Genomic DNA, 26,463 nt, shown 5'->3' on the forward strand with positions numbered 1-26,463 from the left:
TCCCTCCAGGAGGCTAGGGATTTTCTTTATTTCCCTTGCTTTCACTTTAGCCCTAAATATGATAGAATAAAGTATTAAGAAACGATAAGGAGGGTGTCCATGCGGTGTCCAAAATGTGGCGGAAATAAGTCTAGTGTTGTAGATAGTCGCCAGGCAGAAGATGGGAAAACGATTCGTAGAAGAAGAGAATGTGATGAATGTCATCATCGCTTCACCACTTATGAACGAGTAGAAGAGCGGACTCTTGTTGTGGTGAAAAAAGATGGCACCCGGGAACAATTTTCTAGAGATAAAATATTTAATGGGATTATTCGATCTGCTCAGAAACGTCCCGTGTCGAGTGACGAAATTGAGGAAATTGTGGGTCGAATCGAACAAAAGATTCGTAGTCAGAGTGAAAATGAGATCCAGAGTGACTATATCGGATCACTTGTCATGGACGAGTTAGCAGAATTGGACGAAATTACCTATGTTCGATTTGCGAGTGTCTATCGTAGTTTCAAGGATGTTGGTGAATTGGAAAGTCTCTTAAAGCAGATTACCAAAGGAACGAAGAAGAAAAAGGAAAAATAGATGAAGCCCAATACTTCATTTTCTTTCTTGAAGAATAATTATTTAGCGCCTACAGGAGCCTCTTTCACGCATCTGTATGGACCAATATTAGGTGTTCAAGCAAGTCAATTATATACTTTTCTGCTGAGTCTCTATGATCAGGGGAAAGAAAAACGGCTGATTGCTGTTGTTTTAAATCATTTGGATCTAGGGTTCGCTCATTTTCTCGAAAGTCTAGACCGTTTGATTGCCATGAATTTACTAGAGGTTTTTGAGACAGATGAAGGACTTCAGTTCCGATTTTTGGCTCCGCTAGAAGCAGATCAATTTTTCGCGAATGTCGCTTATCAGAAGTTGCTGGAGAAAAAAATAGGAGAAGCAGCAGTTCGTGACTTGCTTCCTGAAAAACCAGAGGGAGAGAAACGGAAGGTGAACTTTGCCTCTGTTTTTGGGATTGATGGTGTTTCGACCCCTCAGAGGAAAGTATCTTCCTTCAGTTTAGAGCACTTTAAACAATTAATGGTGCGGGATGGCCTTCGTTTTGAGAACGAACAAGAGGACCTCTTAGTTCTTTATGCCATCACCGAAGAGAAGAATTGGACTTGGTACGAGACCTATCTGTTGGCCAAAGAGACAGCGGTTAATTTGGTCATTTCGACCAAACGGATGAGACAAAAACTGACCCAAGAGCCACAAGAAAAAGGTAAGGATGAGTTCACTCCGCAGGAAAGAGCTATTATCCGGGAAGCTAAAAATAAGACTAGTCGTCAATTTTTAGCAGGAATTAAAAAAGCGCGTAAGGCTGTTGTGACCCAATCAGAACGCCAAGTAATTTCTGACTTGGCCCGTTTAGGCCTGTTAGATGAAGTTATTAATGTGATCTTGTTGTTGACCTTTAACAAGGTTGCTTCCGCCAATCTCAATGAAAAGTATGCCTTAAAAGTTGGAAATGACTTTGCTTATGAGGGGATAAAGACGGCTGAGGAGGCAGTTCTGAAGATCCGCCAGCGCCAAGACTCCCATTTACAAAAAGCAAAAGAGAAAGTAGCTAAGAGTGGGTCAGCGACAGGAAAGACCAATGTTCCGAAGTGGAGTCAGCCTAACTATACCAATCAGACTAGCCAAGAAGAACAGGCTAATCTGGAACAACAAAAACGAGCCTTGCTCGAGAAATTAAATCAAGGAGGGGAGTAAATGGAGAGCGTAGGGAAAACCATGTCCCAGATGAATCGATCACAGCAGTTCAATTATGAAGAATTGGTAGCTCAAATTCTCGCCGAACCTGAGATTGCAACCTTTATTCAAAAGGAAGGTTTATCGGATGTAGAAATCCGTCGTAGCATTTCCAAATTTAACCAATACATCAGTGAGCGCAATCGCTTTGTCCTTGGGGATGCAGATTATATTGCAAGAGGGTATAAGCCTGTTTTAGTCATGAATGAAGGTTATGCGGATGTTTCCTATGAGGAGACACCTGAATTAATCGAGGCACAAAAACAAGCCGCTATCAATAGACGCTTGCAGCTGATCAACTTACCAAGCACCTTGAAGGAAGCTTCCTTAGCCAAAGTCGACTTGGATGATCGTGGGCGTTTTGGAGCCTTTGAAGAGTTGGCCAATTTTGTTGCTTCCTATCCTCAAGCTCGTAAAGGGATTTTTCTATATGGAGATTTTGGAGTTGGGAAAAGCTATATGATGGCAGCCCTTGCTCACGACTTGTCTGAAAAACGGCAGGCTTCTTCAACGATTCTGCATTTTCCAAGCTTTGTCATCGATGTCAAAAATGCGATTAACACAGGACAAGTTAAAGAGATGCTAGATCAAGTCAAGAAGGCTGAAATCTTGATTCTTGATGACATTGGGGCAGAGCAAATGTCGCCTTGGGTGCGGGATGAAGTCTTGCAAGTGATTTTGCAACACCGGATGCAGGAGATTCTTCCAACCTTCTTTACCTCCAATTTCAATTTTGAAGACTTGGAACGTCATTTTGCTACGTCTCGGAATGGAGATGAGACTTGGCAAGCCAAACGTGTCATGGAGCGAATTAAGTTCCTGGCTAAAGAAGTGCGCCTAGAAGGAGAAAATCGCCGATGAATACTGTTATTGATTTGATGAAATCTCATTCCTCTGTCCGTCGCTTTAAAGAGGAGGATATCAAGGAGGAAGATCTTCGAGCGATCCTAACAGCTGGGCAAATGGCTTCCTCTTGGAAAAATTTTCAGTCCTATTCCATCATCTTAGTGAGAAGCCAAGAAAAGAAAGAGGCACTGTATCAATTTGTCCCTCAGGAGGCCATCCGTCAATCCTCTGTCTTCCTATTGTTTGTAGGAGATCTCAACCGAGCTGAAAAAGGGGTTCGGATGCATACGGATCAATTCCATCCAGAAGGACCGGATAATTTGTTGATTACTTCTGTAGATGCTGCCTTGGCAGGTCAAAATACTTTGTTGGCTGCAGAGAGTTTAGGCTATGGAGGGGTCATTATCGGCTTGGTGCGTTATCAAGCTTCTGAAGTGGCTAAATTATTTAATTTACCAGACTATACCTATCCTGTCTTTGGGATGGCTTTAGGGGTGCCAAATCAGAATCATCCTGTTAAACCACGCCTTCCTTTGGAAGCTGTTGTATTTGAGGAAAGCTATCAAGTGCAGACTCCTGAGGTGATTGAAGCCTTTGACCAAGTACAGACTGCCTATGCTGGAGCACGGGCAACAGATACTTGGAGTCAACGCTTGGCTGCCCAATTTGGACAGGAGGAACCAGCTGCTACGGCAGAGTTATTAAAGAAACACCAACTAGAAAAATAAGAGAAAAGAGGATACCATGGCTTTACCTACTGTTGCCATTGTAGGACGTCCTAATGTCGGGAAATCCACGCTCTTTAACCGGATTGCCGGTGAGCGGATCTCCATTGTCGAGGATGTCGAAGGAGTTACTCGGGACCGTATTTATGCAACGGCGGAGTGGCTAAACCACCAATTTAGTATTATCGATACTGGCGGGATTGATGACGTGGACGCACCTTTCATGGAGCAAATCAAGCACCAAGCTGAGATTGCCATGGATGAAGCCGACGTCATTGTCTTTGTAGTATCTGGAAAAGAAGGGATTACCGATGCGGATGAATATGTCGCTCGGATGCTCTACAAGACTCACAAACCAGTCATTTTAGCAGTCAATAAAGTGGATAATCCAGAGATGCGAAATGACATCTATGATTTCTACGCTCTAGGCCTGGGAGAACCCTTGCCAGTGTCATCTGTACACGGGATTGGTACAGGGGATGTCTTGGATGCCATCGTTGAAAATCTTCCAACGGATCGCGAAGCAGAAAATCCAGACGTCATTAAGTTTAGTTTGATTGGTCGTCCAAATGTTGGAAAATCAAGCTTGATCAATGCCATCCTTGGAGAAGACCGCGTCATTGCTAGTCCTGTGGCTGGGACTACGCGAGATGCGATTGACACCCATTTCACGGATGCTGAAGGCCAAGAATATACCATGATTGATACTGCAGGAATGCGGAAATCTGGTAAGGTCTATGAAAATACAGAGAAGTATTCTGTGATGCGAGCTATGCGGGCTATCGATCGTTCGGATGTAGTCTTGATGGTCTTGAATGCGGAAGAAGGTATCCGAGAGTACGATAAGCGGATTGCCGGATTTGCCCATGAAGCAGGAAAAGGGATGATTATCGTGGTCAATAAGTGGGATACCCTTGAAAAGGATAACCACACCATGAAGCAATGGGAAGATGATATTCGCGATCAATTCCAATATCTTTCTTATGCTCCCATTATCTTTGTCTCTGCTTTGACCAAACAACGCTTGCACAAGCTACCAGACATGATCAAGCAAATTAGTGAGAGCCAAAATACTCGCATTCCTTCGGCTGTCTTGAACGATGTCATTATGGATGCTATTGCCATTAATCCGACACCGACAGATAAAGGAAAACGCCTGAAAATCTTCTATGCGACTCAGGTTGCTACCAAGCCACCAACTTTTGTGGTCTTTGTCAATGAAGAAGAACTCATGCATTTCTCTTATCTTCGTTTCTTGGAAAATCAAATTCGGAAAGCCTTTGTCTTTGAAGGGACCCCGATTCACTTGATTGCTCGGAAACGGAAGTAGGGCTTTATGAAAATTTTGAAACAAGGACTCCTGCTTGTTATCACATTTTTTGTATTTCTGGGACTGACAGCTTGCAGCCTTGAAAGAGAAGAAACCTATGAGAAAAAATTTAAAGACAGTCTTGTTCGAGTGACTATTCGACATAGATCCAATCAAATGATCTCTGAAGAGTTTTGGGCTGATAATTTTAATGTACATATTGAAGATGACTCTGAATTCGAATATATAAAAAAAGAGATTGTTGATTCCAAAAAAGGAATTTCGGGCTATACAACAGATGTGAGTCGTACGAAAGAGGATGGGCTGATGATTCATACCAAAATCGTCTACCAAGACCTAGATGTTGAAGCCTTCAATAAAGCCAATGATGAGAAAAAAACGATTGGAGAACTGGTCGACTATTCAGATCATATCAAGAACCTCAAAAAAGAAGGTTTTAAGAGAATAAAATAAAGAGAGTGGGACAGAAATCGGTAATTCGTAAGAATTCGATTTCGTCGTCCCACCTCCGCACAGTTGAGTAGGGCTGTAAAAGCTGATGAAATCAGCGTAGTAGAGCCCACTCAACCACTGCGTCTTGCTCGACAATCCAAAGGCTAGGACTTTTGTCCCAGCCTCTTTTTGAATGAAAAAAGAAAAGTGGACTTAGATGATTGTAAAATGAGGTATTGAATTCTTTGCAATTCTTTGTCTTCTTTTTCTATTTTAGAGGGGATATGATATAATAAGGAGATAAACATAAGGTGGTAAATATGGCAAAATTAATTCCTGGGAAAATCCGTTCAGAAGGAATCCTTCTCTATGAAAACGGCAAAGTAACCCTACAGGAAATGAAAAATCAGTACCTCTATTTCAGAATTGACAATGACTCCCTCCGATATAGCCTGGATGATCAAGCAATTTTTTGTAGTTGTGATTTTTTCCAGAAGAAAAAATTCTGTGTGCATTTAGCTGCGGGTGAAGCCTTTTTAAAAAATGATGAAAAAGGGAAGGAACTCTTGCTTGGTTTGGAGCAAGATGCAACAGAAAGCCAAGAAACAAAGGAAAAAGTATCCTTTGGAAGTTTGTTTTTAGATCAGGTCCTACCAAAAATTGAAAGTAAAGAGATCCGTTTTGGTCTCTCAGCAACCGGTCATGTGGACGACTATTCTGGTCAGTTTTTGTGGACCCTTCGTATCTATCGCAGACCGGATGAGAGAACGTATGTAGTGCGGGATGTTGTGGCTTTTTTGCAAGCTATCAGAAAACAGTCCCATTTTGCGATTGGGAAAAGTTATTATGAGCCGATTTCCTATGCGGCCTTTGACCCTGAAAGTCGCGCCTTGATACGATTCTTAGAAGGGTTATTATCGGGGGACACGGTACATGATGCTCTATTCTTTCCAAATGGAGGCCGTCACCTTTACTTTCCAATGAGCTTCTTTGAAGAGGCTGTGCAATTATTGATGGACTTACCGTCCTTTACCCTTGAAGTCGGGATGGATACCTATCAGGAAGTTTTCTTTCAAGAACTCCAGGAAGATTCAGGCTTGTTTTCTTTCCAAGTCGTGGAAATGAAGGAGTTTATCGAACTACAGGTCCAAGTAGCTTCCTATAAAATGGTGGAAGGTCGCTTTCTTTTGGCAAATGGCCACTTTTACCAAATCTCTCCACTTCAAAAGATTTTGATAGAGGCTGTTCAGAGTTTACCCCTATCCAGTGATCAGAAGAGACATGTTCAATTTGATTTGTCAGATCAGACCAAATTGACCTATAGCTTAGAGCAATTCAGGAAAATTGGTGAGGTGAAAGCACCAAGTAACTTTTATATCCATGATTTTCAACCTCACTTTACCTTCGATTTATCTGAACAGGGAGAAGTGTTGTTAGAAGTAGCTTTTGTCTACGAAGACCGTATCGTTCGCTCTGACCAAGAACTTAAGAATCTGCCTTATTCCAGTAATTTTGATAAGGAACGTTTGGTCTTTGAAACCATTTTGGCAGCTGGTTTTACCAATCAGTTTCAAACCAAACGTTCTCCTCTTCTTCCTAAACAAATCTATCCTTTCTTTCAGCAGACCCTTCCATTATTTGAACAACTAGGAGAGGTGGACGTTTCGGAGAAGTTGTTGGATTTGTATCAGGTGGAGAAGCCTAAGATTGATATTCAAACCAGTGGCCGACTGCTTGAAATTGGTTTTGAATTTGACTCCATTAATCCCTCTGAAGTTGACCAAGTCATGAGTGCCTTAATCGAGAAGAATGACTATTATATCAGTCAAACAGGAAAGGTCCTTATCTTTGATGAAGAAACCAAGCGGATCAGTCAGACCTTATTGAATCTTCGTGCAAAGAAGACAAAGACAGGGCAGTTGCAAACCAATCGCATTGCAGCTTTCCAGCTCTCCCAGTTATTTGAGACGGCTGACAATGTCCAATTTTCTGAAGAGTTTCGTCATTTGGCTCATGATTTGATTCATCCAGAGCAATTTCCATTAGGTAAGCTGCAAGTAACAGCTAAACTACGAGATTATCAGGAACTAGGAGTCCGCTGGCTATCCATGCTTAATCACTACGGTTTTGGGGGGATTTTGGCAGATGATATGGGACTTGGAAAGACACTCCAGACTATTGCCTTTCTCTCGAGTGTTGTGACATCAGATTCTAAGATTTTGATCTTAGCTCCATCTAGTTTAATCTATAATTGGAAAGAGGAGTTCGAAAAGTTCGCCCCACAAATGAAAGTAGAGGTCATTTATGGCCTTAAAGCAAGTCGCGACGAGATTATTGCAAGCAATCCTCAGGTAGCGATTACCAGTTATGCTTCCTTCCGTCAGGACGTAGAGCAATACGAAAAAAATCAGTACCAATACTTAATCTTGGATGAAGCGCAGGTCATGAAAAATTCCCAAACCAAGATTGCTCAATACTTACGGAAATTCGATGTTCCTCATACTTTTGCTTTGTCGGGAACACCAATAGAAAACCATGTGGAGGAACTCTGGTCGATTTTCCAAATTGTTCTTCCTGGTTTATTTCCCGGTAAAAAAGAATTTAAACAATTGAGTCCAGAGACCATTTCTCACTACGTCAAGCCTTTTATCATGAGACGGAAAAAAAGTGAAGTCTTGCAGGAACTTCCGGATCTGATAGAGATGACCTATAAGAATGAATTGGCTGACGATCAAAAAACAATCTATTTGGCTCAGTTGAAGCAAATGCAAGACCGCATTCTAAGCTCTTCTGAAGAGGAACTCAATCGCAGTAAGATGGAAATCTTATCTGGCCTGATGCGTCTTCGTCAAATTTGTGATACGCCATCCCTCTTTTTAGAGGATTATACTGGGGAAAGCGGGAAGTTGGATAGCCTTCGAGAACTGCTAGAGCAGATCAAAGACGGCAACCAACGTGTCTTGATCTTCTCACAATTTAGGGGTATGTTGGATATCATTGAAAAAGAGTTGGATGCTCTGAAGATGACTTCTTTTAAAATCACGGGATCTACGCCAGCTAATGAACGCCAAGACATGACCAATGCCTTTAATTCCGGTCAAGGAGATGCCTTTCTCATTTCCTTGAAAGCAGGTGGAGTTGGTTTGAATTTGACAGGTGCGGACACGGTTATTCTAGTTGACCTATGGTGGAACCCTGCGGTAGAAGATCAAGCCATTGGCCGTGCCCATCGAATGGGACAAGATAAGAATGTTGAGGTCTACCGGATGATCACTCGAGGGACCATTGAAGAAAAAATACAAGAGCTCCAGACCAGCAAACGTCATTTAGTTTCTACCATATTAGATGGTACCGAAACGCGCTCTAGTCTTTCTATTGAAGAAATTCGGGAAATTTTGGGTATTTCGGTGGAATAACTTGAAAAATAAAATGAATAGTTTATAATTAATGAAGTGTCGAAAGGAAGAAGAAGGATGACGGATAAGCATTTCCCACAAGTAGCAGATGATGAAATCATGCTAACTCAAATGCCCCATATGAATTTATATGATGACGGGGACTTCATTAGTAATATTCTTGGAGAGTATACAGATAAAAATTATTTAGAATGGGAGCCGATTGCTACTGGAAAGACTGCAGAGCAGCCCTATCAGAAATCCCTTCAAAAGTCTCTTCAAAAACCATTTGAAGTGCCCAAGTCAAGAAGGCAGCCAATGGCTCCGGATTTCAAGGAACCTGTTGATAAAAAGAGCCCGGCAAATCGCTACGCAGAAGAGGCGCGTGAAGCAGCGCGAGCTGATTTGAAAAAGAAGCGAACGGCTCCTTATTTAACAGCAGATATTGCCTCTAAACCCAATCGGAAAAAATTCACCCCTTCTTTCATACCAAAAGTGAAGCCAACAGCTCCTTTTCAAAAAGAAAATCCAGGTGAATTAATCAAATATGGCGAGCGACTGAAACAAGAGCAATTGATTCTTTTAGAGGAGGCAGAGGAACTTCCGGTTCAAGAGTCTCACCAAGAAGAAAAGCCAAAGAAGAATAATTATGATTTCTTGAAAAAGAGTCAAATCTATAACAAGGATCATCAAAACATCCAAACGAGACCCATTAAACAAGAACTCGATGTGACCAATCTGGACTAGCAGGAGGAGAAACTATGTCAAAAACATTTCATTTTATCGGAATAAAAGGAGCAGGTATGAGCGCCTTGGCTCTGATGCTCCATCAGATGGGACACACTGTACAAGGATCTGATGTGGAGAAATACTACTTTACACAAAGAGGTTTAGAGCAGGCAGGGATTACCATTTTACCATTCAGTGAAGAAAATCTTACCGGTGATCAAATCTTGATCGCAGGGAATGCGTTTAAACCTGAAAATAATGTAGAGATTGCTTATGCAGATGCTCAAGGCTACACCTATCAACGCTACCATGAATTCTTGGGTGAATTTATGCGTGATTTTGTCAGCATGGGAGTAGCAGGAGCTCACGGGAAAACTTCTACTACAGGGATTTTGTCCCATGTCTTGTCTAATATCACAGATACCAGCTATTTGATTGGTGATGGAACTGGCCGTGGTTCCAAAGGTGCTAAGTACTTTGTCTTTGAATCAGACGAGTACGAACGTCACTTTATGCCTTACCACCCAGAGTATTCGATTATCACCAATATTGATTTTGACCATCCTGACTACTTTACTGGCCTAGAAGATGTCTTTAATGCCTTCAATGATTATGCCAAACAAATCTCCAAAGCCTTGTTCATCTATGGGGAAGATCCTGAGCTTCGTCGGATTACAGCTAATGCCCCAATCTATTACTATGGCTTTGAAGAAGAGGGCAATGATTTTGTAGCCAGTGATCTCTTGCGTTCTACTACTGGATCAACCTTTACTGTTCACTTCCGTGGAGAAGATTTGGGACAGTTCCAAATCCCATCCTTCGGACGTCACAATATCATGAATGCTACAGCGGTCGTTGGTTTGCTTTATATCGCTGGATTCGATCTTGATTTAGTTCGGGAACACTTAAAAACATTTGGCGGGGTCAAACGTCGCTTTACAGAAAAGATTGTCAACGATACCGTCATCATTGATGACTTTGCCCACCATCCAACTGAAATCATTGCTACTTTGGATGCGGCACGTCAAAAGTATCCAAGTAAGGAAATCGTAGCGGTCTTCCAACCTCATACCTTTACTCGGACGATTGCTCTCTTGGATGAATTTGCGGATGCCTTGAACCAGGCCGATGCAGTTTACTTGGCACAGATTTATGGATCAGCCCGTGAAGTGGATCATGGGGATGTAAAAGTGGAAGATCTAGAAGCGAAAATCATCAAGAAATCAGGTGTGATTACAGCTGAAAACGTTTCTCCACTCTTGGATCATGACAATGCTGTCTATGTCTTCATGGGAGCAGGAGATATCCAGACCTATGAATATTCATTTGAACGTTTACTTGGGAACTTGACCAATAACGTTCAATAAGGAGATACCATGCAACCAAACCTTAGGATTCGGTTTGCTAAAGAAATTGATTGGGATGAGATCGAACAGATCACGTCCCAAAATTTTTCTTTTCAAAGTGCTAAACGACAAGAACTGAACGGATTCAGGACCCTGGTCTTGGAATTTGAAGAGCAAGTGATTGGGAGTTGCCTGATTCAAACAGAGGATCAGCTCGAAAATCCCTCTTTAAAATTATTGTGGTTGGAAATTCTTCCAAACTTTAGAAAACAAGGTTTTGGTACCTTGTTACTGGCCTCACTCAAGTCTCTTGTAGCTCAAGAATCCTTGTTAGGAATTCATGTGCTCTGCCAGGAAGAACTGATTCCGTATTTTGAAATGAATGATTTCCAACTAGAGATAGGGGATAACGAAGAAGGAGTTGAGGGCTATCAACTAAGTTGGTGCCTGTCCCTATAGAAAGGAAGAAAAATGAACATTCGTCGTGCAACTATTGATGATTTAGAAGCCATTCTTGCCATAGAACTGGAAAATTTTAGTCCAGAAGAAGCAATAGATGAGACAGTGCTTGCCAAACATATCGAATCGTTTCATAATAGCTTTTTAGTGGCTGAAAAGGATGGCCAGCTCCTAGGCTATCTAGAAGGACCAGTTACTCAAAAGAGATATGTGGATGACCGTTCTTTTACAGTGGATGTAAGGGATGAGTCGCATCTAGCAGGAGGTTTTATTACCATTACAAGTCTTTCGATAGCTCAGTCTGCACAAGGCTTAGGGGTTGGGAAAGCCCTGCTTGAGACCATGAAGAGGGTTGCTTTAGAAGAAGGACGGGAAGGGATCAGCCTGACCTGTCATGATTACTTGATTGAGTATTATGAAAGGAACGGCTTTGTAAACGAAGGTCGCTCGGCCTCTAACTATGCTGGGGAAGTCTGGTACGATTTAGTATGGGAGGTCCCATCAAGTAAGTAATCAATAGGATTTGAGGCCCTCAAGCCTCGTTCCTATTGATTTTCTATCCCTTTTAAGATATAATATTAAGGATTATGACAAGGGGGGTCAAGTATTTGACTGATAACCAACAAGAGAATGAAAAATTATTAAGCTTTAAAGAGCGGATTCTCCGTGATCTTGAAGAAGCAAATAAGCAGATTGTACAGGTTGAAAAAGAATATGATTTACCTGTTCAAGAAATCTCTAGTCCAGAAAACAAAGAAGAAGAGACGGAAGGATCACTTCCTGAACTTGTGTCAGAAGAGTCCGAAGTTCAGGACAAAGTAGAAATTCCAGAGGAAGCAGAAGTACCAGAAGTTACGGAAATTCCCGACCTTAAAGGTAGAGAAGATGAAACTCAAGAAGAAACACCTCTACCAGTTCAAGAGCCAACTCGAGAACCAGAAGTCTCAAGTCAGCCCGTAAAAGTTTCGAAAAAAGAAACCCCGGTATCTAGTGTTTCGCGCAAGGATCGTGACCAACGTGTTCAGAAAAAGAAAAAACAGAATACTATTGCTAAACGAATCGTCTTGACGGTTCTAGGAATTCTTTTTGTCTTAATGGTTGCAACTGGAATTTTCGCAGTGACCTATGTTCGATCTAACTTAAATGCAATGGATGTCAAGTCTACAGAGTTTGTAACCGTTGAAATTCCTGCTGGATCTAGCAATCGTGAAATTGGGACTATCTTGGAGAAAAAAGGCTTGATTAAGAATGGTCAGTTCTTCAACTATTACACCAAGTTTAAGAATTATGGAAACTTCCAATCCGGTTATTTCAATCTACAAAAGAGTATGGATCTAGAGACCATTATTCAAAAATTGCAAGAGCAAGGGACCAAAACTCCGGAACCACCGGTCTTAGGAAAAATTACGATTCCTGAGGGCTACACAATTGATCAAATCGCGCAAGTGGTTTCTGTGGATGCTAGTTCTAAATCTGGTGCCAAGACTCCATATACGCAAGAAGAATTCTTAAAAGTAATCCAAGATGATGCTTTTATTGAAAAGATGGTAGCCAAATATCCTAAGTTACTAGCAACCTTACCGTCCAAAGAAAGTGGGGTACGCTATCGCTTAGAGGGCTATCTCTTCCCAGCTACTTACGGTTATGGAAAAGATAGTAAAATGGAAGATCTTGTGGACCAAATGTTAGCTGCAATGGACCAAAATCTTTCAGCCTACTATGACACTATGGAAGCTAAAAACATTGATGTCAATGAGGCATTGACTCTGGCTTCTTTGATTGAAAAAGAAGGCGCTACAGATAAAGACCGCAAGGATATTGCCAGTGTCTTTTATAACCGTTTGAATCAAGATATGCCTCTTCAAAGTAATATTGCCATCTTATACGCACAAGGTCAATTAGGCAAGAAGACGACTCTGAAAGAAGACGCAACGATTGACACCAATATTGATTCACCTTATAATATCTACAAGAATACTGGTTTGATGCCTGGTCCAGTAGATAGTCCAGGGCTATCTGCAATTGAAGCAGCCGTCAACCCAAGCAAGACAGACTACCTCTACTTTGTCGCAAATGTAGAGACAGGGGAAGTCTATTTTGCGAAAACTTTTGAGGAACACACTAAAAACGTGGAAGAACACGTGAATAGCAAATTAACAGAAAGCAGCTCAAACTAAGGAGGATGTGGCATGCCACACCTTTTTAGTTCGAAAAAAATAATAGAAAAGAGAAAAGAGAAATAAATATGGCAGAAAAAACCTATCCAATGACCCTTGCTGAAAAGCAAAAGTTAGAACTTGAATTAGAAGAATTGAAATTAGTTCGTCGTCCAGAAGTTGTAGAGCGGATTAAAATTGCTCGTTCATACGGAGACCTTTCAGAAAACAGTGAATACGAAGCAGCTAAAGACGAACAGGCTTTTGTTGAAGGACAAATCTCAAGCCTAGAAACAAAGATTCGTTATGCTGAAATTGTCGACAGCGATGCTGTCGCTGTTGATGAAGTAGCGATTGGAAAAACCGTTACTGTTCAAGAAATTGGCGAAGACGAAGAGGATGTTTACATTATTGTTGGTTCAGCTGGGGCGGATGCTTTTGCTGGTAAAATCTCGAATGAAAGTCCAATCGGTCATGCCTTAATTGGTAAGAAAACAGGGGATACTGTGACGATTGAAACTCCAGCAGGAAGCTACCAAGTGAAAATCTTGAACGTTGAAAAAACAGAATAAAAAGAGAGTGGGACAGAAATCGGTCATTCGTTAGAATTCGATTTCGTCGTCCCACCTCCGCACAGTTGAGTAGGGCTGTAAAAGCTGATGAAAGCAGCGTAGTAGAGCCCACTCAACCACTGCGTCTTGCTCGACAATCCAAAGACAATTGAGAGGCTAGGACTTTTGTCCTAGCCTCTTTTTTTATAGTAATGGAAAAGGCCGAGATATTATCTCGGCCTATTTGTATGTATTAGTTACGGTTGCGTTGTTTTCCAGCGTTTCGTTTTTTGTTTCCGTTAGTTGGAATAGAACGATTAGAGTTGGCTGGATTGGTAGGTGTGATATCCTTTTTAATGCGACGTCCATTGGATGCTGGAGCTTTTGGAGGATTGTTTTTATATTCCTCTGCAACTTGTTTCCGCAATCTTGGACGGATGAGATAGTTAATGACAAATTGTTGAATAATCTGTACAAAACCACCGACTACCCAGTAAAGGGTTACACCAGCTGGTGCCATCAAAGAGAAGACTGCAATCATAATTGGGCTTACAAGAGCTGTTTTCTTCATGGTTTCTCTTTGGTTTTCATCTTCGATACCATGGAGAGAGAGCATACTTTGAATGTAGTAAAGAACAGCAACAACTAGGGTTAATGCCAGACTTTTTGAACCGAGATTAATGCCAAGGAAACTGCTCTTGCTGACTCCTGGAGTATACTGAGCTGCAAAATAAAGGGCAGAGAAGAATGGCATTTGAATCAACAAAGGCAGGCATCCAATACCACCGAATGGGCTGACGCCGTTTTCTTTTTGGGCATTCATCAATTCAGAATTGGCAAGTAGTTTTTCTTCTTGAGTCTCTGCATTTTTAATACGTTCTTGAATCGGTGCAAAAATCGGTTTGAGGTAGTTCATCTTTTCTGATTGGTAGGTTGCCTTCCAAGATTGATAAATACCTAGAGGGAAGATGATGATTCGAACGATTACGGTTACTAAGATAATCCCTAGACCAAAGCCAAGTCCAAGATCCGTCGCAAAGAAATTGATGGCTTCTCCCATTGGTTTTCCAATGAGATTCCAGACGAAACCGGTCGGTTGTTTGGTCGTCTTGTCAATGCTGACACATCCCGTTAAGAGGAGGAGGGCAGACAAGCTGAGGGCTGCAAGTAGATAACGTTTATATTTTTTCACGAGTTTTTATCCTTTAATTTTAAATAATACCTTTCTATTCTACTGTTTTTTTATCAAATTAACAATAGTTCTCTGGACTTAATTTGAAATTTTAAAATCTTTGTAGGGTTCGAAGTTTGCCAGATGGACGTCCAGATAAGAAACCTTGGAAAAAGGAGTAGGACCTTTTCGTATTTCTTGGATAAATTTGGCCATGAGGGCATTGTCTTCGCAGGCAGCAAGGATAGTGACTGTGCCGTCATCATTGTTCCAGACTCGACCTGTAATACCTCCGATTTCTAGTGCTAAGCTATAAACTCCCCAGCGAAAGCCAACACCTTGGACCCGACCTTGGGCTGTCATTTCAACTTTTTGCATGCTTGTCCTCCTTGTGATTGAATTCCTACTCAGGACGGAGAAGCTCCTCCTGTGAATGTGGTATAATAGTCTTATGAATATTATAACCTCTAAGTCCAATAATGGGATTAAAAAAGTTAAAAAACTTCATCAAAAAAAATACCGAACAGACTCCTACCTCATCGAAGGATGGCATCTTTATGAAGAAGCTGTCAATCATCAGGCACCGATTGAACAAGTCTTTGTTTTGGAAGAGTTTGTAGATAAGATCAAGATAGATGCGAAGGTGTCCATCGTATCTCCTGAGGTTTTAGCAGAAATTTCTGATTCAAAAAGTCCTCAAGGAATTGTGGCTGAGGTCAAGATAAATCCGATCCATCATCTTCAGCTGACCCAAGGACGGTATTTGTTGTTAGAGGATGTTCAAGATCCAGGCAACGTTGGAACCATGATTCGGACTGCTGATGCAGCGGGCTTTGATGGGGTGCTTTTAACCGATCAATCGGCAGATTTGTATAATATGAAAACCTTGCGCTCTATGCAGGGGAGTCATTTTCATCTTCCTGTTATCCGTTTACCTAAGGAGCAACTCCTAACAGCCATTGAAGAAAGTCAGCTACCTATCTATGCGACCACCTTGTCCCAAAACTCCGTTGACTATAAGCAAGTGGAGAAAGTCCCTGCTTTTGTACTGGTCATGGGCAATGAAGGACAAGGAATTAGTTCCAAGATGGCTGAGAGTGCAGATCAGCTGGTTCATATCACCATGCCAGGTCAGGCAGAGAGCCTGAATGTCGCTGTTGCTGCTGGGATTTTGATCTTTTCTATGATTGAAGAATAGTGCGCTAGTCAGATGTGAGGAGGTGAGACGCATGTATCGACAAGACAAAGAATATATGGCTGAGGTCGGACATTTGATCCAGCATCCCAAACTTCAAAAATTAAAGGAAATTCCCCACCATATTCATTCCAACCGCTTGGAGCATTCCATTCATGTTAGCTACACCAGCTACCGCATTTCTAAGAAGATGGGTTGGGATACCAAAAGTACAGCAAGGGGAGCACTCTTACATGATCTTTTTTACTACGATTGGCGACAGGTCAAATTTAACAAGAGCCATGCCTGGGTACATCCTCGGATAGCTGTCCGAAACGCAAAAAAGATAACAAGCCTCAATAAAAAAGAAGAGGATATCATCCTCAAACATATGTGGGGCTTGACGCTTGCTCCACCACGCTACAAAGAATCTTTCCTCGTGACCATGGTCGATAAGTACTGGGCTATCAAAGAAGCCTCAGAACCAATGAGAAAAAAGTGGTCAAAGAGGAGACTTTTCCATCGAAAAATGTTAAAATCATAATAATTTAAGTTTGAAAGGAATAATTGATCATGAATCAACAAACCGTTATCCACGAACAAAGTGGCCTTAATAGCTTTTATAGCAAAATTTATTCTTTAGTTGGAGTTGGAGTTGGAATCTCAGCTGTTGTATCAGCTTTGATGATGACCCTTTTCCAAGAAACCTTCATATATATTCTAACTCAGGCTCCATGGGTCTACTATATTGCTATTGCCGTTGAATTGATTTTGGTCCTTGTCGCTTCTAGACAATCGGTGAAAAACAATCCTATGGCCTTGCCTCTCTTTTTAACTTATTCAGCTTTGAATGGGTTTACCTTGAGTTTTATCATTGCACGCTATGCTCAAGCGACAGTTTATAAAGCCTTCGTCGTTAGTGCCTTGATGTTCTTTATCATGTCAGCCATTGGTCGTGTGACCAAAAAAGACTTGTCTGGAATGGGCCGAGCATTTATGGGAGCCTTGATTGGAATTATCATTGCTTCGATTGCGAACATTTTCTTACAAAGCTCTGGTATGGATTATGTCCTTAGCATCATTTGTGTGATTATTTTTGCAGGTTTGACTGCTTGGGATAACCAAAAGATTCGTTATGTCTATGAACAATCCAATGGTCAACCAACCAATGGTTGGGTAGTTGCCTTGGCTTTGGAACTTTATCTTGATTTTATCAACTTGTTCATCAATATCTTACGTATTTTTAGACGCAATGATTAATAGAAAGAGCCGGGGAACCGGCTTTTTTTGTTGGAAAACTTGTGATATACTAAAGAAAATTGATAGAAATGAGAATCTTCAAATGAAACGTCCATTTATTAGCAGGGAGAAATTAAAACAAATTACTGAAACCTATCCAACTCCCTTTCACCTATATGATGAAGCTGGGATCCGGCAGACAGCTCGTGCCCTCCATCAAGCTTTTTCTTGGAATCCAGGCTTTAAAGAGTATTTCGCTATCAAAGCAACCCCTAATCCAGTCATCCTAAAAATCCTCAAAGAAGAAGGATGTGGCGTGGATTGTGCTAGCTATGTGGAATTGTTGATGGCTCAAAAATTAGGATTTACGGGCCAAGAGATTATGTTTTCTTCGAATAATACGCCGGCTGAAGAGATGGTCTTTGCCCGTCAACTAGGAGCGACTATCAACTTGGATGCCTACGAAGATGTAGCTTTTTTACAGTCAGTTGCGACTCTACCTGAGGTTATCTCTTGCCGCTATAATCCAGGAGGGGTGTTTGAACTGGGGACGGATATCATGGATCACCCTGAGGAGGCTAAGTTCGGCATGACCAAGGAGCAATTGATCCAAGCCTTCCGTGAGTTAAAAGACTTGGGGGTTAAGCGCTTTGGAATCCATGCCCTCTTGGCTTCAAATACCGTTTCTAATGATTACTATCCAGAATTGGCTAAGCAATTATTCCAGTTGGCTGTAGAAGTTGTTGAAAAGACAGGGGTGACTTTGGATTTTGTCAACCTTTCTGGAGGGGTTGGAGTGAACTACAAACCAGAAGACCAGCCGAATGACATCGCTGTGATTGGAGAGGGTGTCCGTCGTGCTTACGAGGCTATTTTAATCCCTGCTGGCTTAGATCAAGTGAAAATCTATGCGGAATTAGGCCGCTTCATGTTGGCACCACATGGCTTGTTAGTCACCCATGTCACCCATAAGAAGCAGACTTATCGGACCTATCTAGGAGTAGATGCTTCGGCTGTCAACCTCCTCCGTCCTGCTATGTACGGGGCCTACCACCATATCACCAATCTCGATCGTCCAGATGGAGAGACAGAAGTAGTCGACATTGTTGGTAGTTTGTGTGAAAACAATGACAAATTTGCCAAGAATCGGGAATTTCCTATCTCTGAGGTTGGGGATCTCTTGGTCATCCATGATACAGGAGCGCATGGTTATTCCATGGGCTATCAGTACAATGCCAAGCTTCGCTCTGCCGAGATTTTATTAGAAGAATCGGGCCAAACTCGTCTCATCCGACGGGCCGAAAAACCAGAGGATTACTTTGCAACATTGTATGGCTTTGACTTTGAAAAATAGGGCCTTTTTGGTATAATAGAAAATGTGTAAATATTGAATTTAGGAGAAAAACACTTATGTCTACATTTTTGACAATTTTATTGATTATCCTTGCTTTCTTTGGTGGGATGTTGGCAGGTATGTACCTACTTCGCAAGCAGTTTGAAAAAGAATTTGCATCAAACCCACGTTTGAATGTTGAAGCGGTTCGTACCTTATTGGGAGCTAGCGGTCAACGTCCAAGTGAAGCGAAGGTACAACAAGTTTACCGTCAAATTTTGAACCAACAAAAAGCATCTTTGAATACGAAGAAGAAATAAAAGCAAGACTGATTACACAATAAAATAAGTAGGGGGACTTTAAGATTTTTCTTAGTCCCTTGTTTTGAAAGGAAGGCAGATGGACAATCGACCAATTGGTTTTTTGGATTCGGGTGTCGGAGGGTTAACCGTTGTACGCGAATTGATGCGACAACTACCCCATGAAGAGGTCGTCTATATTGGTGATTCCGCCAGAGCACCCTACGGCCCGAGACCAGCAGATCAAATTCGTGATTATACTTGGGAGATGGTTCGTTTTCTCCTAACGAAAAATGTGAAGATGATTGTTTTGGCCTGTAATACAGCGACAGCTGTTGTATGGGAAGAGGTAAAAGAAGCCTTGGATATCCCTGTTTTAGGAGTGATTTTACCAGGTGCTTCCGCAGCGATCAAGGCGACGAGAAGCAAACGAATTGGCGTAATTGGGACACCGATGACAGTCGCCTCAGATATTTATCGTAAGAAGATTCAAAGCCTGTCACCAGAAATGGCAGTAGAGAGTTTAGCTTGTCCGAAATTTGTCCCTTTGGTTGAATCCAATGAGTTGCAGTCCAGTGTTACAAAAAAAGTCGTCTATGAAACCTTGAAACCCCTTGCCGGGAAGGTAGATACGCTGGTTTTGGGTTGCACTCATTATCCTCTTCTTCGCCCTATTATCCAAAATGTCATGGGGCCAGAGGTTCAATTAATTGATAGCGGGGCAGAGTGTGTCCGGGATATCTCGGTCTTACTCAACTACTTTGAGATTAATCGCAGTCGTCAATTGGACGATTGCCACCATCAATTTTATACAACGGCCAATGCAGCCAGTTTTGCAGCGATTGCCAAGACTTGGTTGCAGCAAGTTGTTCATGTGGAGCATGTAGAATTATGAACCAAAAGATATATGAATACAAAGATGCCTTAAATTGGTTTCTAGCTGAATGGGGAGAGCGGAGTGACTATAACGAATATAGTGAAGTCTCTTCAGAAGCTTCTGAGCTTGTTGACTTAGTAGAATCACTAGTTGGAGACACAGACTTGGGTTTCCCGCTGAATGTTACAGTTGTCCGTTACGCCTCTAGTTTGCAGTTTTTAACCTTCCTCTTTCAAATCGTGGAGGAAACACTAGGCCGGAAAATTGAAATCGTGCAACGCCAAGGAGCCCTTCTCATTGTAGAAGGAGAACAATTGCTCTCCGTTTATCTGCCCAAAAATGGTCTTCCACTTGCAGATTTTTTGGGGCAGGAAGGCCTCAAGGATCGCTTGTTAATCGCTACTCGGAATGAAGGAAAAACCAAAGAGTTTCGTCAGATTTTTGAGCAAATGGGCTTTGAAGTGGAGAATCTCAATGATTATCCTGATCTTCCAGAAGTAGCTGAAACAGGAATGACTTTTGAAGAAAATGCCCGCCTAAAAGCTGAGACGATTTCACAGCTAACAGGGAAAATGGTCTTGGCGGATGATTCAGGCCTTATGGTTGACATCCTTGGAGGCTTACCAGGTGTCTGGTCTGCTCGCTTTGCAGGTGAGGGAGCGACTGATTTAGAGAACAATGCCAAGCTCTTACATGAGTTGGCGATGGTGTTTGAATTGAAGGATCGGTCAGCTAAATTTCACACAACCTTAGTCGTTGCCAGTCCTGGTAAGGAAAGCCTGGTTGTTGAGGCGGATTGGCCAGGATATATCAATTTTGAACCAAAAGGTGAAAACGGGTTTGGCTATGATCCCCTCTTTCTAGTTGGAGAAACAGGTAAGACATCTGCCCAACTAACTCTAGAGGAAAAGAATCAACAATCGCATCGAGCTTTAGCCGTGAAGAAATTAGTGGAGGTATTCCCAGCATGGCAGAACAAGTAATCATCGTCATGAGCGATTCTCATGGTGATCGTCAGATCGTAGAAGAGATCAAAAACCACTATAAAGGAAAGGTCGATGCCATTTTTCACAACGGGGATTCTGAGTTAGAAAGTACCGATCCTGTATGGGAAGGCATTCATGTTGTCAAAGGGAACATGGACTTTTATGGGGAGTACCCTGAACGTTTGGTGACGCAATTGGGTCCTACTCGGATCATTCAAACCCATGGCCATCTTTTCCAAATTAATTTTAGTTTTCAAAAGTTAGATTTGTGGGCCCAGGAAGAAGATGCAGATATCTGCCTCTATGGCCATTTGCATATTCCGGATGCTTGGAAGGAAGGGCGTACCCTTTTTCTGAACCCTGGGTCAGTCAGTTTACCGCGGGGGCCTATTCAAGAGTGCCTCTATGCTAAAGTGGAAATTGATGCAGATTCCTATCGAGTTGAGTTTTTAAATCGGAAACATGAGGTGTATGAACCTCTTACAAAGGAGTTTGATCGATGATCGCTAAGGAATTTGAGGAATTTATTCTTCGAGAAGAAAAAACTTTTTTGACTCCAGCGCGCAATTTAGCTGTTTTGATTGATACGCACAATGTGGATCATGCTATCTTGGTGCTCAGTCAAATTAGCTATACTCGTGTTCCTGTTGTGACCGATCAGATGAAGTACGTAGGGACGATTTCTTTAACAGACATTCTTTCTTACCAAATGAAACATGATTATTCTGATGAAGTCTTTTCATCCATGGACATCGTTCATATGACAAAAACGGATGGAGAGCGCTTAGGGAAAGATTATACTGTGACAGAAGTCTTGCATAAGTTGGTAGAGGAATCCTTTCTACCGGTTGTTTCAGAGGATGGAGTCTTTGAAGGAATCATTACTCGAAAATCCATTTTAAAAGCCATCAACTCCCTCATGCACAATTTCTCAAATGAATACGAGATGAGGAAAATATGAAAGAATACATAGCTAGTTTTATCAAAGAAAAAGACTTAAGTGAAAATTCGCAGGCGGCTTATTCTTATGATTTGGATCAGTTCGTGGATACGATTCATAACCATGTCTCAGATACCAATCTTCGAATATATCAAGCTTCGATTAAGGATTTTAAACCAGCTGTTCAAAAACGGAAGCTTTCTGCCGTCAATCAATTTCTATTTTATCTTTATCAACATCAGGTTATTGAGGATTACCATCGCTTGGTCCTTCCAAAAGTCTCTGTGTCCAAGAGCCACGATCAAGAGTTATTGGATTTATCCCTTTTGTGGGAAGGCTCAGACCAATCCCAAGGACGCTTGATTGCCCTCTTGATTGTCGAGATGGGCTTGTTACCTAGTGAAATTCTTCAGTTGAAAATCGTTGATATTGAACTCGATTTTCAGGTTTTACGTGTAGGGAAAGAAGGACAGAAACGGGTCTTGCGCATTCCGGATGCTCTTCTAGGAGAGTTGACAGATTTGATGACTGGGACGTATTTATTTGATAACAAGGGCAAGCCCTATTCGCGTCAGTGGGGCTTCCGTCAATTAGAGTCCTTCCTAATGGAAAAAGGTTTTGAAAATCTTTCAGCGCAATCCTTACGGGAACAATATATTTTAAAACAAAGAGAACAGGGGATGGATCTGTTTAGCATCGCCCGAGAGCTAGGTTTAAAAACCCTAGTAACCCTAGAAAAGTATAAGTAATGGATATTAAAATAAAGGATTTTGAAGGTCCCCTGGATCTTCTCTTACACCTCGTTTCAAAATATCAGATGGATATTTATGAGGTCCCTCTGATTGAGGTGATCGAGCAGTACTTGGCTTATCTGACGACCCTTCAAGCCATGCGCTTAGAGGTCGCTGGTGAATACATGCTGATGGCCAGTCAGTTGACCTTGATTAAGAGTCGGCGTCTCCTTCCCAAAATTGCGGAGCAAGCAACGGATGAAGAAGATTTAGAGCAGGACCTCCTGTCTCAAATCGAAGAGTACCGGAAGTTTAAACTATTGGGTGAAAAGATGGCCCTTCAACACGAGGAGAGAGCCCAGTACTTTTCAAAACCCAAAACGGAATTAGTCTATGATGATGCTGAATTGGTCCATGACAAGACCACGATTGATCTTTTCTTAGCCTTTTCAAAATTGTTGACGAAAAAGAAAGAAGAATTTCGACAAAATCATACGACCATTGTCCGAGATGAGTATAAAATTGAAGACCTGATGAATGAGGTTCGTCGCTTGTGTCAGCCTGGTAAGAGAATCTTGCTACAAGATATTTTTGAAGAAGCCAAGGATGTTAACGAACTGATTACTGTCTTTTTGGCAACTTTGGAGTTGATTAAAGTACAAGAAGTTGAGGCTCTTCAAGAAGAACCATTTGGAGATATTATTTTAGTAGGATTAAAGAATGAGTAAAATTGCAGAGATGGAGGCCCTCTTGTTTGTTGCAGGAGAAGATGGTTTAACAGTGAGGCAGATTGCAGACCTCCTATCCCTTCCTCCCACAGGGGTGATTCAAAGTTTAGAAAAACTGGCCCAAAAGTATGAGCAGGATCAGGATTCTTGTATGGCTTTGTTGGAGACAGCGTCAACTTATAAATTAGTGACCAAGTCCCAATATGCAGAGCTGTTACGCGAGTATTCAAAGTCGCCAATGAACCAAAGTCTCTCTCGTGCCGCCTTAGAAACTCTATCTATCATTGCTTATAAACAACCGATAACTCGGATTGAAGTCGATGATATTCGTGGAGTGAACTCTAGTGGGGCCATTTCAAAATTACTTTCTTTTGAGTTGATTCGAGAAGATGGGAAGAAGGAAGTCATTGGGAGACCCAATCTCTATGTGACGACAGATTACTTTTTGGATTACATGGGGATTAACCATTTAGACGAGCTACCAATTGTTGAAGAGACTGAGTTAATCGGTCAAGAAAGCCAATTATTTACAGAAAGAACTGAGGAAATTGATGAGAATTAACAAATATATTGCTCATGCTGGTGTCGCAAGTCGCCGCAAAGCAGAGGAATTGATTAAGCAAGGCCTTGTCACTGTAAATGGTCAAGTGGTGCGCGAATTGGCGACGACGATCAAGTCGGGGGACAAGGTAGAAGTAGAAGGACAACCAATCTACAACGAAGAGAAGGTTTACTACCTCTTAAATAAACCAAGAGGGGTCATTTCCAGTGTATCCGACGATAAAGGGAGACCAACTGTTATTGATTTGCTACCTCAAGTCAAGGAACGGATTTATCCTGTCGGTCGTTTGGACTGGGATACTTCTGGTGTCCTGATTTTGACCAATGACGGTGATTTTACGGATGAAATGATCCATCCGCGTAATGAGATTGATAAGGTTTATGTTGCGCGTGTGAAGGGCTTGGCGAATAAAGAAAACTTGCGTCCCTTGACACGTGGTGTGACCATTGATGGGAAAAAAACCAAGCCAGCAACTTATGAAATTCTAAAAGTTGACCCAGAAAAGAATCGATCTGTTGTCCAATTGACTATCCATGAAGGGCGCAATCACCAGGTCAAGAAGATGTTTGAAGCTGTTGGCCTTTTGGTGGATAAATTGTCTCGGACCCAATTTGGAAATCTAGACGTTTCTGGACTTCGCCCTGGTGAATACCGCCGACTCAATAAGAAAGAAATCAGCCAATTGCATACTCTTGCGGTGACAAAGACGAAAAAATAATGAAGAAATGTGCAATTGGACTTGTTCGTCTCTATCAACGCCTTCTTTCGCCCCTCTTTCCGCCTTCCTGTCGCTATAATCCTACCTGTTCAAACTATATGATTCAGGCTATTGAACGGCATGGTTTAAAAGGGATTCTGATGGGGCTTGCTCGGATTCTCCGTTGCCATCCCTGGAGCAAGACGGGAGTGGATCCAGTTCCAGATCATTTCAGTCTGAGGAGCCACCTAGAAGAGGAAGAGAAAGGCAAAAATTAAGATAGAACATACTTTAATAAAAAGTCTCACTCAGAGCAAAGAAAAAGAGAGTGGGACAGAAATCGGTAATTGGTTAGAATTCGATTTCGTCGTCCCACCTCCGCACAGTTGAGTAGGGCTGTAAAAGCTGATGAAATCAGCGTAGTAGAGCCCACTCAACCACTGCGTCTTGCTCGACAATCCAAAGACAATAAAGAGGCTAGGACTTTTGTCCCAGCCTCTTTTATTTTTTAGCGGTCTGACCAAGTGCGTGGCATAAAGAGCAGTAACATAGGGTAGATTTCCAACCGTCCTGCAATCATGGCGATCGATAGTAGGAGCTTAGAGATTGGGCTAAAGATCGCGAAGGTATCCGTTGTTCCAATCATCGGTCCGATGTTGTTAAAGCAACTAAAGACAGCGCTGACGACCGTCATAAAATTATTGCTATCAAAGCTGACAATCGCAATGAGAGAGATCATAATCAAGGTATAGACTACGAAGTATTTTAAGATTTTGTGCTGGGTATCCTTATCCAAGGCTGTGCCATTCACATGCAGGGTCATCACCCGATTGGGTGAGAGGGTCGAACGAATTTGATTCTTCCCGATTCGAGCTAGAATTAAGAAACGAATGACTTTCAGCCCCCCGGCAGTTGACCCAGCCGATCCACCAATCACCATGAGCATGAGGAGGAGGAACTGAGAAAAGAGCGGCCAATCAACAGTATTGCCAAAACCAAATCCAGTCGTGGTAATGACGTTGGACACTTGGAAAAAGGACATTTCAAAACTATCTGCAAAATTGTGATAGAGATGCAAAATGTTGCAGGCAATCAGTAGGGAAGAAACACCAACAATCATCAAATAGGTACGAAGTTCTTCATCGCCGAAAAAGGCTTTGAACTTGCGAAGCATGATGTAGTAGTAAAGGTTGAAGTTAACCCCAAAGACCAAGACTCCGAAACTGACCAGATAGGTGATGAGAGTTGAATGGTAGTGGGCAATCCCGTCGTTAAAGACAGTGAATCCACCAGTTCCTGCTGTTCCCATGGCAATGATAAAACTATCATACAGGGGCATGCCAGCACGGAAGTAGATAATGACAAAGAGGAAGAAGAGGGCCAGATAGAGGTAATAAAGGATTTGAGCTGTATTCTTGAGTTTGGATACAATTTTACCAAATACCGGGCCAGGAACTTCTGCCTTCATCACTTCGAGGTGGCTGTTCTTATTGTTGTCCATAATTGCTAGGGCAAAAACCAACACCCCCATCCCTCCGATTAAGTGGGTAAAACTACGCCAGAAGAGAAGAGAAGGGCTGAGAACAGATACGTCATTTAAAATAGTCGCCCCTGTGGTCGTAAAACCAGAGCTAATCTCGAAAAAGGCATCAATAATGTTTGGGATTTGTCCTGAGAAGACAAAGGGAAGGGCTCCGAAGAAGGACCAGAGGATCCAACACAAAGCCACAATGAGAACGCCTTCTTTGGCGTAGATGTGAAAATCTTTGGGCTTGAATAAGGTACCAATTCCTCCAAGAATGAGGAGGATGGCAATGGTAGCAAATAGGGAGATAAAGACAGTTGGACTATCTTTCACAACAAAATCATTCTTTAGATTGAGGAGTGCAACAACAATCGGAACACAGAGCAGCATGGCTTCAATCAGAAGGAGTTTTGCTAAAAGATAGCGAATCATACTTTTATTCATAGC

30 protein-coding genes are annotated in these 26,463 nt (G+C 41.9%); 27 read left to right on the forward strand and 3 right to left on the reverse strand.

Annotated elements, in window-relative coordinates; translation table 11 throughout:
* The first annotated feature begins 99 nt into the window (after positions 1 to 99).
* From nrdR to greA, 13 genes are all read left to right on the forward strand, one after another.
* Positions 100 to 573: a transcriptional regulator NrdR gene (gene nrdR / locus D7D50_RS05535; protein ID WP_006595763.1), complete on the forward strand. Its 474-nt coding sequence runs from the start codon at positions 100 to 102 to the stop codon at positions 571 to 573.
* Positions 574 to 1,746 carry a replication initiation and membrane attachment family protein gene (locus tag D7D50_RS05540; RefSeq protein ID WP_023024135.1) on the forward strand — a complete coding sequence of 391 codons (1,173 nt, stop codon included), beginning with the start codon at positions 574 to 576 and terminating at the stop codon, positions 1,744 to 1,746. It abuts the gene before it with no gap.
* Positions 1,747 to 2,646 (forward strand): primosomal protein DnaI, encoded by a 900-nt coding sequence (gene dnaI / locus D7D50_RS05545; RefSeq protein ID WP_023024133.1) that lies wholly within the window; start codon positions 1,747 to 1,749, stop codon positions 2,644 to 2,646.
* The gene (locus tag D7D50_RS05550; RefSeq protein ID WP_023024131.1) at positions 2,643 to 3,359 is read left to right on the forward strand and encodes an NADPH-dependent oxidoreductase; all 717 of its coding nucleotides are present in this window, start codon (positions 2,643 to 2,645) and stop codon (positions 3,357 to 3,359) included. Before dnaI ends, D7D50_RS05550 begins: the two co-directional genes overlap by 4 nt.
* A gap of 16 nt (positions 3,360 to 3,375) precedes the next feature.
* Positions 3,376 to 4,686, forward strand: a complete 1,311-nt coding sequence (der, locus tag D7D50_RS05555; protein WP_117744583.1) for a ribosome biogenesis GTPase Der — start codon at positions 3,376 to 3,378, stop codon at positions 4,684 to 4,686.
* Between the two features lie 6 nt (positions 4,687 to 4,692).
* On the forward strand, positions 4,693 to 5,139 hold the full coding sequence (locus D7D50_RS05560) for a hypothetical protein (protein ID WP_120701700.1): 447 nt from the start codon (positions 4,693 to 4,695) through the stop codon (positions 5,137 to 5,139).
* Positions 5,140 to 5,438: 299 nt separating this feature from the next.
* Positions 5,439 to 8,534, forward strand: coding sequence for a DEAD/DEAH box helicase (locus D7D50_RS05565; RefSeq protein WP_120701701.1), 3,096 nt, complete (start codon positions 5,439 to 5,441; stop codon positions 8,532 to 8,534).
* Positions 8,535 to 8,591: 57 nt separating this feature from the next.
* Positions 8,592 to 9,260, forward strand: coding sequence for a hypothetical protein (locus D7D50_RS05570; RefSeq protein ID WP_023027160.1), 669 nt, complete (start codon positions 8,592 to 8,594; stop codon positions 9,258 to 9,260).
* A 14-nt stretch (positions 9,261 to 9,274) separates the two neighbouring features.
* A complete protein-coding gene (gene murC / locus D7D50_RS05575; RefSeq protein WP_006595771.1) occupies positions 9,275 to 10,609 on the forward strand; it encodes a UDP-N-acetylmuramate--L-alanine ligase in 1,335 nt (444 codons plus the stop codon).
* A 9-nt stretch (positions 10,610 to 10,618) separates the two neighbouring features.
* Complete coding sequence (locus tag D7D50_RS05580) at positions 10,619 to 11,047, forward strand: GNAT family N-acetyltransferase (RefSeq protein WP_023027159.1); 429 nt, start codon at positions 10,619 to 10,621, stop codon at positions 11,045 to 11,047.
* A 12-nt stretch (positions 11,048 to 11,059) separates the two neighbouring features.
* The gene (locus tag D7D50_RS05585) at positions 11,060 to 11,560 is read left to right on the forward strand and encodes a GNAT family N-acetyltransferase (RefSeq protein ID WP_023024124.1); all 501 of its coding nucleotides are present in this window, start codon (positions 11,060 to 11,062) and stop codon (positions 11,558 to 11,560) included.
* A 62-nt stretch (positions 11,561 to 11,622) separates the two neighbouring features.
* Positions 11,623 to 13,224 carry an endolytic transglycosylase MltG gene (gene mltG, locus D7D50_RS05590; protein WP_174705369.1) on the forward strand — a complete coding sequence of 534 codons (1,602 nt, stop codon included), beginning with the start codon at positions 11,623 to 11,625 and terminating at the stop codon, positions 13,222 to 13,224.
* Between the two features lie 68 nt (positions 13,225 to 13,292).
* A complete protein-coding gene (gene greA / locus D7D50_RS05595; protein ID WP_006595775.1) occupies positions 13,293 to 13,775 on the forward strand; it encodes a transcription elongation factor GreA in 483 nt (160 codons plus the stop codon).
* A 232-nt stretch (positions 13,776 to 14,007) separates the two neighbouring features.
* On the opposite strand, the gene yidC is transcribed toward greA, so the two are convergent.
* Both yidC and D7D50_RS05610 read right to left on the reverse strand, forming a co-directional pair.
* Positions 14,008 to 14,946: a membrane protein insertase YidC gene (gene yidC, locus D7D50_RS05605; protein WP_120701702.1), complete on the reverse strand. Its 939-nt coding sequence runs from the start codon at positions 14,944 to 14,946 to the stop codon at positions 14,008 to 14,010.
* A gap of 78 nt (positions 14,947 to 15,024) precedes the next feature.
* On the reverse strand, positions 15,025 to 15,303 hold the full coding sequence (locus tag D7D50_RS05610; protein ID WP_023024118.1) for an acylphosphatase: 279 nt from the start codon (positions 15,301 to 15,303) through the stop codon (positions 15,025 to 15,027).
* Between the two features lie 73 nt (positions 15,304 to 15,376).
* Between D7D50_RS05610 and D7D50_RS05615 the strand changes: the two genes are divergently transcribed.
* The 14 genes from D7D50_RS05615 (at position 15,377) to yidD (ending at position 24,769) form a co-directional block, all read left to right on the forward strand.
* Positions 15,377 to 16,123, forward strand: a complete 747-nt coding sequence (locus D7D50_RS05615; RefSeq protein ID WP_120701703.1) for a TrmH family RNA methyltransferase — start codon at positions 15,377 to 15,379, stop codon at positions 16,121 to 16,123.
* A gap of 31 nt (positions 16,124 to 16,154) precedes the next feature.
* On the forward strand, positions 16,155 to 16,643 hold the full coding sequence (locus D7D50_RS05620; RefSeq protein WP_048715413.1) for an HDIG domain-containing metalloprotein: 489 nt from the start codon (positions 16,155 to 16,157) through the stop codon (positions 16,641 to 16,643).
* 29 nt (positions 16,644 to 16,672) lie between these two features.
* Positions 16,673 to 17,359 carry a Bax inhibitor-1/YccA family protein gene (locus D7D50_RS05625; RefSeq protein ID WP_120701704.1) on the forward strand — a complete coding sequence of 229 codons (687 nt, stop codon included), beginning with the start codon at positions 16,673 to 16,675 and terminating at the stop codon, positions 17,357 to 17,359.
* Between the two features lie 82 nt (positions 17,360 to 17,441).
* Entirely contained in the window at positions 17,442 to 18,692 is a 1,251-nt protein-coding gene (locus D7D50_RS05630) for a diaminopimelate decarboxylase (RefSeq protein WP_120701705.1), read from the forward strand.
* Positions 18,693 to 18,748: 56 nt separating this feature from the next.
* Positions 18,749 to 18,991 (forward strand): YneF family protein, encoded by a 243-nt coding sequence (locus tag D7D50_RS05635; RefSeq protein WP_006595782.1) that lies wholly within the window; start codon positions 18,749 to 18,751, stop codon positions 18,989 to 18,991.
* Positions 18,992 to 19,070: 79 nt separating this feature from the next.
* Positions 19,071 to 19,865: a glutamate racemase gene (gene racE, locus D7D50_RS05640; RefSeq protein WP_117744572.1), complete on the forward strand. Its 795-nt coding sequence runs from the start codon at positions 19,071 to 19,073 to the stop codon at positions 19,863 to 19,865.
* The gene (locus D7D50_RS05645; RefSeq protein ID WP_120701706.1) at positions 19,862 to 20,830 is read left to right on the forward strand and encodes a nucleoside-triphosphate diphosphatase; all 969 of its coding nucleotides are present in this window, start codon (positions 19,862 to 19,864) and stop codon (positions 20,828 to 20,830) included. Before racE ends, D7D50_RS05645 begins: the two co-directional genes overlap by 4 nt.
* Entirely contained in the window at positions 20,815 to 21,336 is a 522-nt protein-coding gene (locus tag D7D50_RS05650) for a metallophosphoesterase (protein WP_048688308.1), read from the forward strand. Before D7D50_RS05645 ends, D7D50_RS05650 begins: the two co-directional genes overlap by 16 nt.
* Entirely contained in the window at positions 21,333 to 21,794 is a 462-nt protein-coding gene (gene cbpB / locus D7D50_RS05655; RefSeq protein WP_117744570.1) for a cyclic-di-AMP-binding protein CbpB, read from the forward strand. Before D7D50_RS05650 ends, cbpB begins: the two co-directional genes overlap by 4 nt.
* Complete coding sequence (gene xerD / locus D7D50_RS05660) at positions 21,791 to 22,522, forward strand: site-specific tyrosine recombinase XerD (RefSeq protein WP_023024100.1); 732 nt, start codon at positions 21,791 to 21,793, stop codon at positions 22,520 to 22,522. The genes cbpB and xerD overlap by 4 nt, the downstream gene beginning before the upstream one ends.
* Complete coding sequence (locus tag D7D50_RS05665; RefSeq protein WP_023027151.1) at positions 22,522 to 23,232, forward strand: segregation/condensation protein A; 711 nt, start codon at positions 22,522 to 22,524, stop codon at positions 23,230 to 23,232. The genes xerD and D7D50_RS05665 overlap by 1 nt, the downstream gene beginning before the upstream one ends.
* Positions 23,225 to 23,794: an SMC-Scp complex subunit ScpB gene (gene scpB / locus D7D50_RS05670; protein WP_023027150.1), complete on the forward strand. Its 570-nt coding sequence runs from the start codon at positions 23,225 to 23,227 to the stop codon at positions 23,792 to 23,794. Before D7D50_RS05665 ends, scpB begins: the two co-directional genes overlap by 8 nt.
* Positions 23,784 to 24,512 (forward strand): pseudouridine synthase, encoded by a 729-nt coding sequence (locus tag D7D50_RS05675; protein ID WP_023024093.1) that lies wholly within the window; start codon positions 23,784 to 23,786, stop codon positions 24,510 to 24,512. Before scpB ends, D7D50_RS05675 begins: the two co-directional genes overlap by 11 nt.
* A complete protein-coding gene (gene yidD, locus D7D50_RS05680) occupies positions 24,512 to 24,769 on the forward strand; it encodes a membrane protein insertion efficiency factor YidD (protein WP_023024092.1) in 258 nt (85 codons plus the stop codon). Before D7D50_RS05675 ends, yidD begins: the two co-directional genes overlap by 1 nt.
* A 230-nt stretch (positions 24,770 to 24,999) precedes the next feature.
* Here yidD and D7D50_RS05690 read toward each other — a convergent pair whose 3' ends face one another.
* Positions 25,000 to 26,460 carry a TrkH family potassium uptake protein gene (locus D7D50_RS05690; RefSeq protein WP_120701707.1) on the reverse strand — a complete coding sequence of 487 codons (1,461 nt, stop codon included), beginning with the start codon at positions 26,458 to 26,460 and terminating at the stop codon, positions 25,000 to 25,002.
* Positions 26,461 to 26,463 lie beyond the last annotated feature (3 nt).

The sequence above is a fragment of the Streptococcus koreensis genome (assembly GCF_003627135.1).
GTDB classification, from domain to species: Bacteria; Bacillota; Bacilli; order Lactobacillales; family Streptococcaceae; genus Streptococcus; species Streptococcus ilei.

Excerpts from the sequence above, each read along its gene's own strand:
- nrdR (WP_006595763.1), top strand. The coding sequence starts at position 100 with ATGCGGTGTCCAAAATGTGGCGGAAATAAGTCTAGTGTTGTAGATAGT.
- D7D50_RS05540 (WP_023024135.1), top strand. The coding sequence starts at position 574 with ATGAAGCCCAATACTTCATTTTCTTTCTTGAAGAATAATTATTTAGCG.
- dnaI (WP_023024133.1), top strand. The coding sequence starts at position 1,747 with ATGGAGAGCGTAGGGAAAACCATGTCCCAGATGAATCGATCACAGCAG.
- D7D50_RS05550 (WP_023024131.1), top strand. The coding sequence starts at position 2,643 with ATGAATACTGTTATTGATTTGATGAAATCTCATTCCTCTGTCCGTCGC.
- der (WP_117744583.1), top strand. The coding sequence starts at position 3,376 with ATGGCTTTACCTACTGTTGCCATTGTAGGACGTCCTAATGTCGGGAAA.
- D7D50_RS05560 (WP_120701700.1), top strand. The coding sequence starts at position 4,693 with ATGAAAATTTTGAAACAAGGACTCCTGCTTGTTATCACATTTTTTGTA.
- D7D50_RS05565 (WP_120701701.1), top strand. The coding sequence starts at position 5,439 with ATGGCAAAATTAATTCCTGGGAAAATCCGTTCAGAAGGAATCCTTCTC.
- D7D50_RS05570 (WP_023027160.1), top strand. The coding sequence starts at position 8,592 with ATGACGGATAAGCATTTCCCACAAGTAGCAGATGATGAAATCATGCTA.
- murC (WP_006595771.1), top strand. The coding sequence starts at position 9,275 with ATGTCAAAAACATTTCATTTTATCGGAATAAAAGGAGCAGGTATGAGC.
- D7D50_RS05580 (WP_023027159.1), top strand. The coding sequence starts at position 10,619 with ATGCAACCAAACCTTAGGATTCGGTTTGCTAAAGAAATTGATTGGGAT.
- D7D50_RS05585 (WP_023024124.1), top strand. The coding sequence starts at position 11,060 with ATGAACATTCGTCGTGCAACTATTGATGATTTAGAAGCCATTCTTGCC.
- greA (WP_006595775.1), top strand. The coding sequence starts at position 13,293 with ATGGCAGAAAAAACCTATCCAATGACCCTTGCTGAAAAGCAAAAGTTA.
- D7D50_RS05610 (WP_023024118.1), bottom strand. The coding sequence starts at position 15,303 with ATGCAAAAAGTTGAAATGACAGCCCAAGGTCGGGTCCAAGGTGTTGGC.
- D7D50_RS05615 (WP_120701703.1), top strand. The coding sequence starts at position 15,377 with ATGAATATTATAACCTCTAAGTCCAATAATGGGATTAAAAAAGTTAAA.
- D7D50_RS05620 (WP_048715413.1), top strand. The coding sequence starts at position 16,155 with ATGTATCGACAAGACAAAGAATATATGGCTGAGGTCGGACATTTGATC.
- D7D50_RS05625 (WP_120701704.1), top strand. The coding sequence starts at position 16,673 with ATGAATCAACAAACCGTTATCCACGAACAAAGTGGCCTTAATAGCTTT.
- D7D50_RS05630 (WP_120701705.1), top strand. The coding sequence starts at position 17,442 with ATGAAACGTCCATTTATTAGCAGGGAGAAATTAAAACAAATTACTGAA.
- D7D50_RS05635 (WP_006595782.1), top strand. The coding sequence starts at position 18,749 with ATGTCTACATTTTTGACAATTTTATTGATTATCCTTGCTTTCTTTGGT.
- racE (WP_117744572.1), top strand. The coding sequence starts at position 19,071 with ATGGACAATCGACCAATTGGTTTTTTGGATTCGGGTGTCGGAGGGTTA.
- D7D50_RS05645 (WP_120701706.1), top strand. The coding sequence starts at position 19,862 with ATGAACCAAAAGATATATGAATACAAAGATGCCTTAAATTGGTTTCTA.
- D7D50_RS05650 (WP_048688308.1), top strand. The coding sequence starts at position 20,815 with ATGGCAGAACAAGTAATCATCGTCATGAGCGATTCTCATGGTGATCGT.
- cbpB (WP_117744570.1), top strand. The coding sequence starts at position 21,333 with ATGATCGCTAAGGAATTTGAGGAATTTATTCTTCGAGAAGAAAAAACT.
- xerD (WP_023024100.1), top strand. The coding sequence starts at position 21,791 with ATGAAAGAATACATAGCTAGTTTTATCAAAGAAAAAGACTTAAGTGAA.
- D7D50_RS05665 (WP_023027151.1), top strand. The coding sequence starts at position 22,522 with ATGGATATTAAAATAAAGGATTTTGAAGGTCCCCTGGATCTTCTCTTA.
- scpB (WP_023027150.1), top strand. The coding sequence starts at position 23,225 with ATGAGTAAAATTGCAGAGATGGAGGCCCTCTTGTTTGTTGCAGGAGAA.
- D7D50_RS05675 (WP_023024093.1), top strand. The coding sequence starts at position 23,784 with ATGAGAATTAACAAATATATTGCTCATGCTGGTGTCGCAAGTCGCCGC.
- yidD (WP_023024092.1), top strand. The coding sequence starts at position 24,512 with ATGAAGAAATGTGCAATTGGACTTGTTCGTCTCTATCAACGCCTTCTT.
- D7D50_RS05690 (WP_120701707.1), bottom strand. The coding sequence starts at position 26,460 with ATGAATAAAAGTATGATTCGCTATCTTTTAGCAAAACTCCTTCTGATT.